The sequence below is a fragment of the Streptomyces angustmyceticus genome, from assembly GCF_040701845.1.
Lineage (GTDB): Bacteria > Actinomycetota > Actinomycetes > Streptomycetales > Streptomycetaceae > Streptomyces > Streptomyces angustmyceticus_A.
The window spans coordinates 22,459-37,464 of sequence record NZ_JBFBHQ010000003.1; the positions used below are offsets into that span (position 1 = coordinate 22,459).

The following is a 15,006-nucleotide window of genomic DNA, read 5'->3' on the forward strand; positions in this document are numbered from 1 at the left end:
CCCGCACCCTGAGATCGAGGGAAACGCCAAGTTGTCCGAGACCCAGCAGGAACGTGCCGCTCGCTTCTTGGAGGCGCTCGCCTCCCTGCCTCTCCGTCGTCCGTCAGGTGAACCATCGAGAGACCAGCCCGTCGCACTCCTGTGGGCGATCAGCCGTGCGGTCGAACGCTCAAGCCGTCTCACCTCATGGAACAAGGCAAAGACCGACCTTCGGGCCATGCTTGCAGAATACGACCTAGTCGATTCGCGTTCAGCGCCCGAGAAGACTTTCCTGGACTTGCATCAATTCCCTTTCTGGGAGTTTCTCGGCGCGAACGGCACGTTGCCAGACTTCAAGGACCCTGAAGCGCCCACGTGGCTTGCCGAGCAAGCACACCAGGGCGGACTGGAGACCTCTCTACACGAACAGCTCTCGTCAGATAAGGGCCTGTGCCGGAATGCAGTAGAGCTGCTACACGAACAATACTTTCAGGACTATCGCCTCGACTTACTTCTCCTGGAAGCGGGAATTCCTGGAGCGGAATTTGATGGCTTCGGCCACCCACCACACGTACAAGTGGGGGATACCTTCAAGAGGCGGCGGACCTTGGCGCGAGCAAGGGTTCACCGGCCAACCATGGCAGGAATTTGTGGCACAGGAGCCAGCGGCGCCGAGTCCATCGTCGTGTCCGGAGGCTACGAAGACGACGAAGACTATGGCGACGAGATAATCTACACCGGACAAGGAGGACGCGACGAGAAAACGAAGAAGCAATGCAAGGATCAAGACTTGACGCTGGGGAACGCAGCGTTGGTGACCAGCTACTCGACCGGGACGCCTGTACGCGTAATTCGCGGGTCGGGCGGTGACCGTCGACACTCACCTGCGGCCGGACTCCGATACGACGGCCTCTACCGAGTAGAGGAGTACTGGTCGCAACGCGGCGAATCGAACTTCCTCGTATGGCGCTATCGACTTCGTGCCCTCGACACCATCGACAAACAGGCTGCCAAGAACATCACGCGCGCATTCCCTACGGGAAATTCCACCCCCGGACGCAAGGAAACCTCCACTCAGCGCATCATCCGGAGCACTAAGGTAGCCGACTACGTAAAGCAGCTACATGCATACACGTGCCAAGTGTGCGGGCTGCGCCTTGAAACCCCCACGGGCGCCTACGCCGAAGCCGCGCACATTAAGCCACTTGGTCACCCGCACGATGGCCCCGATGAGATCGATAACGTCCTGTGCCTATGCCCCAATCACCACACGGCCTTCGACTTCGGAATGCTGATAATTAACGATGACCGGACCGTGACGCAACGAGGTTCCAAACCGCACATGTACCAACTGCGTGAGATTCCCGGTCATGTCATCAATTCACAATACCTCGCGTATCACCGAGAGCATCACGAACACATAGACGGCGCGTCAGAATAGCCTTCACTCCAATCTCACGCCAGGTGGTTTTGCCGTGCGCGGCAGCCGTCACTTCGCATCGTGCGGGACCCCTGAAGATCGCACGTAAACTCGTCAAAGTTGCCCCTCGATGTGGAGGTTTCTCTCATGCCCGCCGTACCCACAAGCGCGATTGCCGCCACCGGCCTGGTAGGCGGTTACGCCGCCGCTCGTTGGACGAAGAAGCGGCCGCTCGGTGGGGTGGCGCTGGCTGCGGCTGGGGCGGTGGCGGCCAGGGAGTGGCGGCGGAGGGCGGGGAATGCCACGGCGGTGGCGCTGGGCGGGGCGTATGTGGCGGCGTTTGCCGGGTCGCATCCGTTGGCCAAGAAGATCGGGGCGTGGCCTTCGGTGTGCGCGGTGGCGGGTGGGGTGGCGCTCGCTTCATGGGTGGCGGTGGATCGCCGGAAGTAGAGCGGAAGCGGAGTCGGAGGAGAGCCGGAGAAGAGCCGGAGGAGAGCCGGAAAAGGGCGCGGGCAGAGCAGCAGGGCGGCACCGATCACCAGCACATCGCAGTCGTACGCCGCCAGGAGAGGGGAGAGGGCGTGCCGGCAAGGCCCGCCCCCTCCCCCTTCTCTCGCGCGTGGGTCAGGCCGAGGCCTCCGTGAGGATGGTCAGTTCGGCGTCGCTGAGGGTCAGGTCGGTCAGGGCGAGGAGGGCCGGGAGCTGGGCCACGGTGCGGACGCTGGCGATGGGGGCCGCGACGGTGGGCTGGGCGGCGAGCCAGGCGAGGGCGACGGTGGCGGGTTCGACCTGGTGGGTGGTGGCGACGGTGTCGAGAGCCTGCAGGACGCGCAGTCCGCGGTCGGTGGCGAGGTGCTTGGCGGCGGCGCCGGAGCGGGCGCTCTCGGTGGGCGTGTCCGGGCGGTACTTGCCGGTCAGGAAGCCGGAGGCGAGGGCGTAGTACGGGATGGCGGCGACGCCGTGGCGGGCCGCGACGTCGGCGAGTTCGCCCTCGTAGGTGTCGCGGGAGACCAGGTTGTAGTGCGGCTGGAGCGCGACATAGCGGGCCAGGCCCTCGCGGGCGGAGAAGTCCAGGGACTCCTCCAGGCGCTTCGCCGAGATGTTGGACGCGGCGATCTCGCGGACCTTGCCGGCCCGGACGAGGTCGTCGAGGGCGGTGAGGAACTCCCCGACCTCGACCGACTCGTCGTCGTAGTGGGTGTAGTAGAGGTCGATGTAGTCGGTGCGCAGACGGGCGAGGGAGAGGTCGACCGCGGACTTGATGGTGGCGGCGGACAGGCCCTTGAGGTCCGGGTGGGCGCCGACCTTCGTGGCGATGACGACCTCGGAGCGATTGCCCCGGGCGGCCATCCAGTTGCCGAGGACCGTCTCGGACTCGCCGCCCTTGTTGCCGGGGACCCAGGCCGAGTAGACGTCGGCGGTGTCGATGAAGTTGCCGCCGCCGGCCACATAGGCGTCGAGCACGGCGAAGGACTCGGCTTCGTCGGCCGTCCAGCCGAAGACGTTGCCGCCGAGGGACAGCGGAGAGACGGAGAGCGAGCCGAGGGCCCGGCGGCTGTGCGGGGTGTGTGTCGCGGTCATGCGTGATGGCAACGCCGGGGGGCGCGGAGTTATTCCCTCCGCTCTCTCCCCCCGGCGGCAACTCCCGTCAGGCGGTCACACGTTGATGCCGTGGTCGCGCAGCCACGGCATGGGGTCGACCGGGTCGCCGGCGTCGGGGCGCACCTCCAGGTGGAGGTGCGGGCCGGTGACGTTGCCGGTGGCCCCGACGCGGCCGATGACATCGCCCGTGCCGACCTTGCCGGACGTCTTGACCATCGAGGACAGGTGGCAGAACCAGAGCTCGGTGCCGTCGTCGAGGGTGAGCACGATGCGGTAGCCGTACGAGCCGGCCCAGCCGGCCTGGGTGATGGTGCCGCCGTGCACGGCCTTGACGGGAGTGCCGGTCGGCGCGGCGAAGTCCTGTCCGGTGTGGTCCGCGGCCCAGCGGTCGCCGGCCTGGCCGAAGCCGGCGGTGAGGGTGAACGACGAGACGGGGGCGATGAAGTTCTTCGCCAGCTTGGCGAGGCGGGCGGCCTCCGCCTTCTTCCGGGCGGCTTCCTCGGCCTCGCGCTTGGCCTCCATCTCGGCCGCCTTCTTGGCTGCGGCGGCCTTCTCGGCCGACTTCTGGTGGGCGGCGGCGTCCTTCTCGGCAGCCTTGACGGCGGCCTGTTCGGCGGCCTCGCGGGCCTCCTGGTCGGCGGCGCCCTGCTGCGCGTCGGCCTGCTGGAGGATGCGGCTGCGCAGCGCCTCGCCGGCGTCCGCGCCCGAGCCCGTCCGGGCGGCCTGGGTGAGGGGTCCGGAGGCGGCGGCGGCCGACGCGTCCGTGCCGGCGGCCGCGGAGTCCGCGTCGGAGTCCGCGTCCGATATGAGGTCGCCGACGCCGGGGAGGGACGCGGCGTCCGGCAGTTTGCCGGCGAGGTCGTCGGCCATCCCGCCGACGTCGGGCATCGAGATCGGCACCGGCGGGCGGCCCTCGGCCGACGCCATGCCACCGGCCCCGACCGCGGCGATGACGCCGACGCCCAGGACCGTGCCGCCGCGGGTGAGCCCGCCGCTGCGCTGCTTGGCCACCCGGTGTTTGCCGCGGACCGAGCGGACGGAATCCTCGGTGGGATTCCACTCCTCCCACGGCCCGTCGTTGCCGCCCTCCGCCCCGCCGGGGCCGGGGAAGGCACCTCGGTCATCGAGGTCGTAGGCGGACGGACCCTCGGGGGCAGGCCTGTTGGACGCCACGGAGGCGCTCTCCTTTCCTTCCTTCTCGCCTACCGGGTTAGCTGACGGGTTCGGAGCAGGAAGGTCTCCTACGGGCGCCCGCTGGCGGAGAGCGTCCGATTCACCCCAAGGAAGTGGTTCCCCGGTTCCCTGGTGCAGTGGTGCAGTTCGAGGTGCTGGAGGTGCGTGAAAAGCGCATGCGGGATTCGGCGTCGGCGCACGGTGCCGCCTCTTGCGACGGCTGGGACGACCGCGCTGCGTTATCGGACAGTAATAGAGATCGCAGCCGATTTCCAAGCCTTCCCACGATTCCTTAGCGGCTGCGCACAAGCTGTGGCATGGACTTTTTCTGCCGACACGGCCACAAACCGGGCGAGTTGACCGCGCGGCCCTAAACGATCTCGCGCTGATTGTGCGTCAGTCGTTATGCGGAGGGGTGCCCCTCGGTTACGGAACGTGAGAGCAGTAACGTCGGATCATGGTCGTCAACGTCGGGAACACCGGGAACGTCGCGAGGGCTGCCGCCGGCACCTGGGGAGTGGCGGAGCGGTACCGGGAGTTCTCCTGGCGTCGGGCGCGCGGACGGTCCGCGGCGCACGAGGAGCTGAGCGCGCGGATCGGCCAGGACCCCGAGCTCTGCGATCTGCTGTCGGGCTCGCTGCCGGCCGGCGCCACCCAGCAGCCCGACCTCCTGCTCGCCGCCGTCCGCTACCTCGACGGCCCGCACGCCGAGCTGGGGCCGCGCGGTGACGTGGCGTACGGCCGCTGGCGCGAGTGGACGGTCCGGCACTGGGACGAGGTGCGCGCCGTGATCATGCAGCGCACCGCCCGGGCCGACGAGCCGGCCCGCTGCGCGACCCTGCTGCCGCTGCTCGCCCGCCTGCCGCAGCCGCTGGCCCTGCTGGAGGTCGGCGCGTCGGCGGGGTTGTGCCTGTACCCCGAGCGATACCGCTACCGGTACGAAGGCGACGAGGACGGCGGGGCCGCGGGCGGGGACCGGGGCGGCCCCCGGGAGGACGCCCGCCGAGGCGGCACCCTCCTGGCCGAGGCGGGGCCCCCGGAGAGCCCGCTGGTGCTGGAGTGCCGTACGGGAGGGGCGGCCGACGCGCTGCCCGTGCCCGGCCGGCTCCCCCGGATCGCCTGGCGGGCCGGTATCGACCTCGACCCGCTCGACCCGGTCGCCGACCCGGACGATCTGCGCTGGCTGCAGGCGCTCGTCTGGCCGGGCGACGGGGCGCGGGCCGCACGGCTGGCCGCGGCCGTCGAAGCGGTGCGGCCGCTCCCGCGGCCGCGGATGGTGCGCGGCGATCTGCTCCACGAACTGCCGTCGCTCGCCGCCGAGGCGCCGCCCGGGGCGACCCTGGTGGTCTTCCACAGCGAGGTGCTGTCCGGCCTGTCGCCCGCCCGCCGCGAGGAGTTCGCGCATCTCGTCCGGTCGCTGCTGCGCGGACGGCCCGGCGGCGGTCACTGGATCTCCCAGGAGCACCACTCCCTCACGCCCTGGCTCACCACCCCGGCCCAGCGCTCATCGCACCCCCGGGACACCCCGCTGCTGACCCTCGCCCTGGACGAGCGCCCGGTCGCGCTCACCGGCCCGCACGGCGAACTCCTGCACCGGCTGCCGGCGTCGGGGCCCGGGACGGCGGCGGAGAGCGCGGCAGGCGGCTGAGGCCGCCCGTACGACACCGGGACGCGGGCATGGCGGGAGCCTGAGCACGCCCGCGCGCCCCGGCGCGCCGCCACCCCGCGCCCCCTCCCGAGCCCCTGACGTCCCGCTGCCCCTCCCCTACACCCCCATGGGCCGCTGCACCGCCAGCAGCGCCATGTCGTCGGCCGGTGCGCCGCCCGTGTGCCGTGCGACGTCCTCGACGAGGGCGTCCAGGAGGGCGTCCGGGCCCGGGAAGCGGCGGCCGCGCAGTCTGCTCGGCGGGTGGTAGAAGCGGCCCAGCAGGTCCCTGGCCTCGGTCACGCCGTCGGTGAAGCACAGCAGCTGGGCGCCGGCCGGGAAGAACGTCTCGTCCGAGCGGTCCGGCCAGCTCGCCACCTCGCCCATCCCCAGGGGCAGCGCGGGCGCCTCCGGCACCAGTTCGCGCAGCCCGCCGTCCGGGGTGAGCAGCAGCGGGGAGGGGTGCCCGCGGTTGAGCACCCGCAGCACGGACTGCCCGTTGGCGGGGATCTCGGCGAGCACGGCAGTGGTGAACCCCTCGAACTGGTCCAGCCCGGCCCGCCGCCCGCCCTCCCGTTGCAGCGCCCGCTCCAGCCGCCCTGCCACCGCCTCCAGCGTCGTCTCCTGCTCCGCCGCCTCACGGAAGGCGCCGACGACGACCACCGCGGCCTCCACCGCCTCCAGCCCCTTGCCCCGTACGTCCCCGACGATCAGCCGTACGCCGTGCGGGGTGTCCTGCACGGCATAGAGGTCGCCGCCGATCCGGGCGTCGGCCCGTGCGCCCACGTAGCGGGCGGCGACGGCGAGGCCGGCGAGCTGCGGGGGCGGCGGGGGCAGTACGGCGCGCTGGGCGGCCTCCGAGATGTCCCGGGCGGACGCCAGATGGGCGTCGCTCCGGCGGACCAGCCGGTTGATGCCGAGGGCCAGCAGGGCGACCACGACGACCATGGCGCTCTCCGCCACGGACGCGCGCTGGTCCTCCAGGGCGCCGCGGTAGGTGACGGCCCAGATCTCGCCGAGCACGGCGGCCAGGGCCGCCAGGGCGGTGGCGCGCAGGGAGGAGAGCGCCGCGGCGGTCAGCGGGGCGGCGCAGAAGAAGGGGGCGGCGGTGTAGGCGGCCGGCGTCGCGATGCCGAAGGCGAGGCCGCCGGCGATCAGGAGGACGGGCAGCAGGCGCACCAGCCGGCGGCCGGACGTGACCGTCCCGCCGTGGCGCACCTGCCGCTCCCCGTCGTCCCTGGAGGGCGCTTCGTCCTGGAGCATCCGCACCGGCCTCTTCCCACTCCCGCCCGTCCGTACGAGCACCGTGGTGGCGGCCGCGTCGACGTACCCAGGGTTTCCGCTGCGGCGCCGGGCGGCGAATCGTCGGGGGCCGGACGGGTCACACGGCCGGTGGCGTCACAAGATCGCTCACCGCGGGGCCACTTGGCGGACCGCCCCGCCCGGACCCGACCGGGACCGGAAAACGCCGAGGGCCCGGACCACATGCGGTCCGGGCCCTCGGGGCGCTGCTGTGCAGGCCGGACGGTTCTCCCGTCCGCTTCTGGTGGGCCATCAGGGGCTCGAACCCTGAACCAATGGATTAAAAGTCCACTGCTCTGCCAATTGAGCTAATGGCCCGCACCGAGCAGCATAGCCCGAGCGAGTGCCCCCGCCCGAAGGCATTAAGGATCAAGCTACCCGGCAAGGCCCCGAGGAGCCCATCGGCGGGCCGGCCGCGGCCCCCCTTCCGCCCCTCAACGCGCAGGGCCCGTACGGCACTTGCGTGCGTACGGGCCCTGCGGTCAGCGGGTGTGATCAGCCGTTGCGCTTCCAGCGCGGCTTGTCCTCACGGCGGCCGAAGGAACCGGTCGCGGCACCGCGGTGGTCGTCCCTGCGGCCGTACGGACGGTCGCCGCCGGAGCGGTGGCCGCCGTGCGGCGGACGGCCGCCGGAACGGTCGTCACGGTTGAACGGACGGTCGCCGCCGCCGGAGCGGTAGCCACCGGAGGAACGGCCGCCGGAACGGTCGTCACGGTTGAACGGGCGGCTCGGACGGTCGCCGCGGTCGCGGTTGAAGCCGCCACCGGGGCGGTCGTCACGGCGGTCGCGGTTGAAGCCACCACCGGAACGGTCGTCACGACGGTCGCGGTTGAAGCCACCACCGGAACGGTCATCGCGACGGTCGAAGGAACGGCCACCGGAACGGTCGTCACGACGGTCGCGGTTGAAGCCACCGCCCGAACGGTCGTCACGACGGTCGAAGGAACGGCCACCGGAACGGTCATCACGACGGTCGCGGTTGAAGCCACCGCCCGAACGGTCGTCACGACGGTCGAAGGAACGGCCACCGGAACGGTCATCACGACGGTCACGGTCGAACGACCGGCCACCGGAACGGTCGTCGCGACGGTCGCGGCGCTCGAAGTTGCCCCGGTCGTCGCGGCGCTCGTCGGCGGCGGCCTGGGCCGGCACGGCGGCCTCGGCCGCGGCCTCGGCCTCGGCGGTCTCGGCCGCGGCGGCCAGCGCCTCGGCCGGGTCCTCGCCGCGCTCACGGGCGGCGCGGGCGGTCAGCCGGTCGGCCTCCTCGCGCAGCTCGGCGGCGCGGCGCTGCAGGCGCTCCAGCTCGCGGGTGAGCTGGCTCACCTCGCGCTCGGCCTGCTTGGCGGTGTTGTTGGCCGACTCGGCCTGGACCTCGGTGAGGGAACGCGCGCCGGTGATCCGGGCGACGTCCTCGTCGAAGGCGCCGGAGCCGCCGACGATGTGGCGCGAGGCGTCCACGCCCGCGTCCTCCATCAGCCGGAAGATCTGCCGGCGCTGGTGCGGCAGCGACAGCGAGACGACGGTGCCGGACTGGCCGGCGCGGGCGGTACGGCCCGAGCGGTGCAGGTAGTCCTTGTGGTCACCGGCGGGGTCGACGTTCAGGACCAGGTCGATGCCGTCGACGTGGATGCCGCGGGCGGCGACGTCGGTGGCGACCAGCGCGTTGACGTAGCCGTCCTTGAAGTCCGCGAGCACCCGGGTGCGCGCGCCCTGCGTCATGCCGCCGTGCAGCGCGTCGGCCTTCACGCCGGACTCGACGAGCTGCTCGGCGATGCGGTCGGCGCCCAGCTGGGTGCGGACGAAGATGATGGTGCGGCCCTTGCGGGCGGCGATGGCGGCCGTGACCGGCGCCTTGTCCTTCGGCTTCACGACCAGGACGTGGTGGGTCATGGTGGTGACGTTGCCCTGGGCGCTGTCGACCTCGTGGCTGACCGGGTTGGTCAGGTAGCGCTTGACCAGGGTGGAGATCTCGTTCTCCATCGTGGCGGAGAACAGCATCCGCTGGCCGCCGTCCGGCACCTGGTCGAGCAGCTCGGTGACCTCGGGCAGGAAGCCCAGGTCGGACATCTGGTCGGCCTCGTCGAGGACCGCGACCTGGACGTTCTCCAGGGAGCAGGCACCGCGGTTGATGATGTCGCGCAGCCGGCCCGGGGTGGCGACGAGGACGTCGACGCCGCGCTCCAGGGCGTAGATCTGGTTGCCCATGGACGTACCGCCGCAGACGACCTTCATCTTGAGGCCGAGGACGTCGCCGTAGGGCTGGAGGGCGTCCGCGACCTGCATCGCGAGCTCACGGGTCGGGGTGAGGATGACCGCGCGCGGCTTCTTCTTCTCGGTGTGGCCGTCGGCGAGGCGGGCCAGGGTCGGCAGACCGAAGGAGAGGGTCTTGCCGGAGCCGGTACGGCCGCGGCCGAGGATGTCCTTGCCGGCCAGCGCGTCCGGGATGGTCGCGGCCTGGATCGGGAAGGGGGTGGTGACGCCGTTCTGCGCGAGCTTGCGGACGACGCCCTCGGGCAGTCCGAGGGAGGCGAAAGTGACGGTGTCGGTCTCGGGCGCCTCGTCGGCCGCCGTCACCTCGGGAACCGTCTGCTCGTCGAGTGCGGGCATGACGGACTGCTCAGTGGAAATGGACATGCGAAATGCGAAACCTTCCGGAGTCTCGGCACGCGCCCAAACTCCGTGTGTTTCACACGACCGCCTCTATGCGGTCAGCCACGGCAAGGGAGAGAACGCGCCACGCGGCGCGCTTCTGTTCTGGCGCCGGGCAAATGGGATCAAACGATCTACCACCATACGCACTCCGCCCCCCGGATGGCAAATGACCTTGCGGCCCCCGCCGTCCGCCCCCTGACGCCCCCGTACGCACCAGGCTACGCGCCCCCGCCCGGCGCCCGATTCGTCCGGCCGCTATGCCCCTCCCGCTCCCGCTATGCCCCTGCGCCGTCGTACAGGTCCGACTGCGACGACTGTGAGGTCTGCAACGGCGACATCGGCGCGACCGGGGACGGCCCGGAGGCCTGGGTGCTCGGCGGCGGGGGGCTGGCGGGCGGCGGGGTCGCCGGTGCGGTGGGCGTACTGGGCGGGGGCGTGGCCGGCGGGGTCGCGGGGTGGTCGGGGCGGGTCGGCGAGGGCTTCGGGTGCCCGGGCCGGCCGCCGTGCCCCGCGGAGCCGCCGTGCGCCCCGCCGGTCCCCGGCTCGGGCCCCGACGGCTGCACGGGCTGGGACGGCTCGCCGGGCTCGGACGGCGTCGGTTCCGCGCTCCCCGCCTTCTTCTTGCCCTTGTCGTCGCCGCCGGCCGGGCGGCCGGCGCCGTGGTGGCCCATCCGCCGCGGCCCGCCGCCCTGGCCGTCCACGGTCACCCCGCGGCCGGACAGCCCGTCCTTCCCGTCGTGCCGCGCGGCGGAGCCGGAGGGTCTCGGTTTCTCCTCCGGATCGCTCACGCTCATACAGCCGGCCAGCGAGGCGGCCAGCGCGGAGACGGCCACGGCCGCGGCGACGGCCCGGGAGTGCCTGCGGCGCGCCGTCGGACGTGACGGGGCGGCAGGATCGGCCGACGACGAGGACGGTGTCGGCGTCGGGGGCGAGGGGTGGCAGGGGCTCGGGCGCACGGCGGGACCTCCGGATCCGGAGCGCAGGGACAGCGGCACGGACGCCCTGCCCAACTCCCGCCGCCCGCCCGAGGACACGCACGGGGCCCGCCCGATCGCGCCGGTCACGCTCTTTGGCCGGGCCCGGACCCGCGCGCTCCCACCGGGCGGGCGACGCGCAACCGGCCCGTGGGAGCCGCCCCCGCGGGCCCGGTCCGGGGCCCTGCCAGCCGGAGCGGACCCAGGGGGCACGGAGATCCGGGGAGGACGCCCCTAGCCGTAGCCGAGCGCGTGGAGCCGCTCGTCGTCGATCCCGAAGTGGTGGGCGATCTCATGAACGACCGTCACTTCGGTCTCCGCGACCACGTCCTCGCGCGTGGCGCACATCCGCAGCGTCGGCCCCCGGTAGACGGTGATCCGGTCCGGCAGCACCCCCGCGTACCACTCCCCGCGGTCGGTCAGCGGCGTCCCCTCGTAGAGCCCGAGCAGCTCGGGGTCCCCGGCCGGGGGCTCGTCCTCGACGAAGACCGCCACGTTGTCCATCAGCCGGGTCAGCTCCGGCGGAATCCGGTCCAGCGCCTCGGCGACCAGTTCCTCGAAGTCCTCGCGCGTCATTTCCAGCACACCACCATTCTCCGCCACCCGGCCCCACCCCCGATCGTCCCGGCCCGCCCGCCACTCCGCACCCCAACCGGAAGCGAACGCTCCTCGCTTAACGGCGCCCACGACCGGGCATACGGGACCAATGGCCCGCGCCGCGCGCTCCCGGACATCGCACCCCGACCCTCCGCGCCACCCGCTGCACCGGCTGCTCCGCACCTGGCTCGACGGCGTATCCGCACTGCCCGCGGCCGTCCGCCGCGCCTACCGCTCCCGCCGTACGGCCCCCGCCGCCACCCGCGGCGGGCCACCACGCTCCGCACCCCCGCTCGGCACCGCCCCGCGCCGCCCCCTGCGCTCCGCCCTCGGCCTGATATCCGTCACCGTCCTCGGCGCCTGGCTGGGGCTGGTCCTGATCGGCGGCGTCCGGGCCCCCGTCGGCCCGATGGACACCAGCATGGCGCTGCGCCCCTCACTGACCGGCGGCACCAGGATCGACGTCCCGCCCCTCGGCGACCTGGAACTGAGCAGCCACTACGGACCCGTACGGCTCGATGTCGACGTCGACCGGCTGGACCCGGTCCGCTCCCGGGCGCTGGTCGACCACCCCGAGCGGTTCGCCGGCCTGCAGGACGAGGTCACCCACGACGTCACCCGCGCCACCCTGGGGCTGGCGCTGCACTCCTGTGCCGCCGTGGCGTCCGGCGCGGCCGCGCTGGGACTGGCCGTCTACCGCCGCCCGCGCCGGGCACTGGCCGCCGGGGGGCTGGCGCTCGCCCTGCTCGCCGCCTCGGCCGGCACCGCCTACGCCACCTGGAACCCCAAGTCCGTACTGGAGCCGAGGTTCTCCGGGCTGCTCTCCTCGGCCCCGTCCGTGGTCGGCAACGCCCGCAACATCGTCAGCGAATTCAACGTCTACCAGAAGGAGTTGGCGCGCCTGGTCACCAATGTGACCAAGCTCTACGACGCCACCTCGACGCTGCCGGTCTACCAGCCGGACCCCACCACCATCCGGGTGCTGCACGTCTCCGACATCCACCTCAACCCCGGCAGCTGGCGGATCATCGCGTCCCTGGTGAAGCAGTACCGGATCAACGTGATCATCGACACCGGCGACACCATGGACCACGGCTCGGCCGCCGAGAACCACTTCCTGGACCCGGTCCCGTCCCTCGGCGCCCCGTACGTCTGGGTGCGCGGCAATCACGACTCGCGCAGCACGCAGAAGTACCTGACCGGCCGCCCCCGCGTCACCGTCCTGGACCACGGCAGGGTCGCCCGGGTCGCCGGGCTGCGCCTCGCGGGCGTCGGCGACCCGCAGTTCACCCCGGACCGCTCCGTGGTGACGGCCGGCGACCCCGCCGAGCGCACCGCCGGCGGCCGGCTCGCCGACTCGCTGCGCACCCAGCGGCTGGCCGGCACGCCCGTCGACATCGCGCTCGCGCACAACCCCGCCGCGGTGACCGAGGCGGACGGCCTGGCCCCGCTGGCGCTGGCCGGCCACCTCCACCACCGCGAGAACACCACGCTCCCCCAGGGCACCCGGCTGATGGTCGAGGGCTCCACGGGCGGCGGCGGGCTGCGCGCGGTGCAGAACAAGAAGCCCGCGCCGGTCGAGGCGTCGGTGCTCTACCTGGACCGGACGACCAAACGGCTGCAGGCGTGGGACGAGATCACCCTCGGCGGACTGGGCCTGTCGCGGGCCGAGGTCAGCCGCCACCTCCCCCGCGAGAACCAACCCGGCGCCACCCCTTCGCCGTCCGGCTCCCCCCACCCGGCCGGAGGGCCGTCCGCCGCGCCGGACGGCCCGGCCCACCGCCCGGCCAGGGTCCCTTCCGGCGGCCCCCGGTAAACCGTTTTGGCGAACGGTCCTCCCATCCCATATGCTTCTCACGTCCCCGACGGCGCCGGTAACGACGCCAAGGTGGCCACCAGCCCTCATCGTCTAGTGGCCCAGGACGCCGCCCTTTCAAGGCGGTAGCACGGGTTCGAATCCCGTTGGGGGCACGCAACACCGTGTGCGAGACTGGCTCACGCCGCTTTCGCGCAATGCAAGGTCCTGTGGAGCAGTTTGGAGTGCTCGCCACCCTGTCAAGGTGGAGGCCGCGGGTTCAAATCCCGTCAGGACCGCTGCGGCTGGGTAGCTCAGTTGGTACGAGCGATCGCCTGAAAAGCGATAGGTCGCCGGTTCGACCCCGGCCCCAGCCACACCCATTGGGAGAAGGCCCCGATTCCTGGAATCGGGGCCTTCTTCATATCCGGTCGGCGCCGGATTCCGCGGCGCGCCCGTCCTCCGGCTGCCAGAAGATCAGCCGGGCGCCGCCGCTGATCGCCCCCGTCGCGCCCAGGCCCAGTGCCATCCGCACCCACCGCGCCTCGCCGTCCCAGTCGTGCGGCGCGCCGAAGACCAGCCAGCCGGCGAACGCGATGCCCGCGACCATCAGGGCAATGCCCGCCATTCGTCGTAAACCCTTGTCCATACGGTCATCCTCGCGCCTGCGCGAAGGCGTCGTCATGCGGTTTTCCGCAGGGTGCCGCGGCGGCGGGAGCACCGTCTCAGGCGTCCCCGGCGAGCGCCGGCGCCGTCTCGCGGCCACCCGGGTGGCGGTGCCGCCAGATCCAGAAGACCGTGCACGAGAGCAGCGACCAGCCGGCCAGCACCAGGAAGGGGAAGGCGTGCTGGTGGCCGCCGAAGTAGACGGCGGTGTGCTGGGCGTTGACCGAGCCGCCCGGCGGCAGCCAGCGGCCGACGAGACCCAGGGCGGAGGGCAGCAACGGCCAGGAGACCGCGCCGCCCGAGGAGGGGTTGCCGAGCAGCACCATCAGTCCCCAGGTGGGGATCATCGCCCAGCGCCCGATGAGGGCGTTGAACATCGTGAAGACCATGCCGGACGTGAACATCGTCAGCGCCAGGATCAGCCAGGACTCCGTGAACGGCAGGCGCAGCGCGCCCAGCCACCAGTCGACCACCGCGGCGATGGCGAAGCCGCCCAGCAGCGCATAGACCGCGGTGCAGGCGATCCGTTCGGCCGGTTCCAGGGCGCGGGCGTGCACGCTGAGCTGGATCGCGCCGACGAAGCCGATGATCACCGCGGCCAGCGAGATGTAGAACAGCGCCAGGCCGCGCGGATCGCCCTTCTGCAGCGGTTTGACGTCCCGGATCCGGACGTCCACACCGGTCGCCCTGCCGACCTGTACGCCCGACTGGGCCAGCAGCTGGGCCACCGTGGCGCCCGAGGCACTGGAGAGGTCCAGCTCCACGCCCTTGCCGCGGGCCCGCAGGATCGCGAACTCCTCCTGCTCGTCGACGGCCCGCCGGGCCCGGCCGTACGTGGGGTAGCCGGTCAGCCGGAGCGAGGCGTTCAGTGCCTTCTCCATCCCCTGGGTGAACCTCTTCACCGCCGGGGTGTCGGGGGAGCCGACCACGGCGGTGGGGATGGACCGGGGGGTCGGATTGGCCATGGCGTACGTGTACGAGCCCGCGAACAGGCCGGCCGCCGCGGCGACGATGAGGGTCAGCACGACCGCGGGCAGGTAGGGCGACTTCTTGAAGGCCGCCCACTGCGCCGCCACGGTCCCGGGCCGGCCGTGGGCGCCGTGCGGAGCGGGCCCGCCGGGCGCACCGGAATCGCCGGGCGCACCGGAATCGCCGCGATGATCGGACATAGGGACACGCTAAAGGAGCCATGCCGGACATA

Annotated in this window: 12 protein-coding genes, 4 tRNA genes and 1 riboswitch; of the genes, 7 read left to right on the forward strand and 9 right to left on the reverse strand. The window is 72.2% G+C overall.

What is annotated here, in order from left to right; all coding sequences use genetic code 11:
- Positions 1–31 precede the first annotated feature (31 nt).
- Complete coding sequence (locus AB0411_RS07505) at positions 32–1,420, forward strand: YDG/SRA domain-containing protein (protein WP_366416337.1); 1,389 nt, start codon at positions 32–34, stop codon at positions 1,418–1,420.
- Between the two features lie 126 nt (positions 1,421–1,546).
- Positions 1,547–1,849, forward strand: coding sequence for a hypothetical protein (locus AB0411_RS07510; RefSeq protein ID WP_366416338.1), 303 nt, complete (start codon positions 1,547–1,549; stop codon positions 1,847–1,849).
- 174 nt (positions 1,850–2,023) lie between these two features.
- Here AB0411_RS07510 and AB0411_RS07515 read toward each other — a convergent pair whose 3' ends face one another.
- A complete protein-coding gene (locus AB0411_RS07515; RefSeq protein ID WP_366416339.1) occupies positions 2,024–2,980 on the reverse strand; it encodes an aldo/keto reductase in 957 nt (318 codons plus the stop codon).
- A 75-nt stretch (positions 2,981–3,055) separates the two neighbouring features.
- Positions 3,056–4,174 carry a M23 family metallopeptidase gene (locus tag AB0411_RS07520; RefSeq protein ID WP_366416340.1) on the reverse strand — a complete coding sequence of 373 codons (1,119 nt, stop codon included), beginning with the start codon at positions 4,172–4,174 and terminating at the stop codon, positions 3,056–3,058.
- Positions 4,175–4,185: 11 nt separating this feature from the next.
- Positions 4,186–4,327, reverse strand: a riboswitch (cyclic di-AMP (ydaO/yuaA leader).
- Between the two features lie 304 nt (positions 4,328–4,631).
- Here AB0411_RS07520 and AB0411_RS07525 point away from each other — a divergent pair.
- Entirely contained in the window at positions 4,632–5,822 is a 1,191-nt protein-coding gene (locus tag AB0411_RS07525) for a DUF2332 domain-containing protein (protein WP_366416341.1), read from the forward strand.
- Positions 5,823–5,939: 117 nt separating this feature from the next.
- Here AB0411_RS07525 and AB0411_RS07530 read toward each other — a convergent pair whose 3' ends face one another.
- The 5 genes from AB0411_RS07530 to AB0411_RS07550 all read right to left on the reverse strand — a co-directional run bounded on the left by AB0411_RS07530 (position 5,940) and on the right by AB0411_RS07550 (position 11,332).
- On the reverse strand, positions 5,940–7,082 hold the full coding sequence (locus tag AB0411_RS07530; RefSeq protein ID WP_366416342.1) for a PP2C family protein-serine/threonine phosphatase: 1,143 nt from the start codon (positions 7,080–7,082) through the stop codon (positions 5,940–5,942).
- 281 nt (positions 7,083–7,363) lie between these two features.
- Positions 7,364–7,439, reverse strand: a tRNA-Lys gene (locus tag AB0411_RS07535).
- A gap of 177 nt (positions 7,440–7,616) precedes the next feature.
- Positions 7,617–9,755 (reverse strand): DEAD/DEAH box helicase, encoded by a 2,139-nt coding sequence (locus tag AB0411_RS07540; RefSeq protein ID WP_366416343.1) that lies wholly within the window; start codon positions 9,753–9,755, stop codon positions 7,617–7,619.
- Positions 9,756–10,048: 293 nt separating this feature from the next.
- A complete protein-coding gene (locus tag AB0411_RS07545; RefSeq protein ID WP_366416344.1) occupies positions 10,049–10,729 on the reverse strand; it encodes a hypothetical protein in 681 nt (226 codons plus the stop codon).
- Between the two features lie 252 nt (positions 10,730–10,981).
- Entirely contained in the window at positions 10,982–11,332 is a 351-nt protein-coding gene (locus AB0411_RS07550) for a metallopeptidase family protein (protein WP_366416345.1), read from the reverse strand.
- 121 nt (positions 11,333–11,453) lie between these two features.
- Between AB0411_RS07550 and AB0411_RS07555 the strand changes: the two genes are divergently transcribed.
- From AB0411_RS07555 to AB0411_RS07570, 4 genes are all read left to right on the forward strand, one after another.
- The gene (locus tag AB0411_RS07555) at positions 11,454–13,160 is read left to right on the forward strand and encodes a metallophosphoesterase family protein (RefSeq protein ID WP_366416346.1); all 1,707 of its coding nucleotides are present in this window, start codon (positions 11,454–11,456) and stop codon (positions 13,158–13,160) included.
- 82 nt (positions 13,161–13,242) lie between these two features.
- A tRNA-Glu gene (locus tag AB0411_RS07560) sits at positions 13,243–13,315 on the forward strand.
- Positions 13,316–13,363: 48 nt separating this feature from the next.
- Positions 13,364–13,438, forward strand: a tRNA-Asp gene (locus AB0411_RS07565).
- A gap of 4 nt (positions 13,439–13,442) precedes the next feature.
- A tRNA-Phe gene (locus AB0411_RS07570) sits at positions 13,443–13,516 on the forward strand.
- A gap of 44 nt (positions 13,517–13,560) precedes the next feature.
- On the opposite strand, the gene AB0411_RS07575 is transcribed toward AB0411_RS07570, so the two are convergent.
- Both AB0411_RS07575 and AB0411_RS07580 read right to left on the reverse strand, forming a co-directional pair.
- Complete coding sequence (locus AB0411_RS07575) at positions 13,561–13,767, reverse strand: hypothetical protein (protein WP_366416347.1); 207 nt, start codon at positions 13,765–13,767, stop codon at positions 13,561–13,563.
- 97 nt (positions 13,768–13,864) lie between these two features.
- A complete protein-coding gene (locus AB0411_RS07580; protein WP_366416348.1) occupies positions 13,865–14,974 on the reverse strand; it encodes an ABC transporter permease in 1,110 nt (369 codons plus the stop codon).
- Between the last annotated feature and the right edge of the window lie 32 nt (positions 14,975–15,006).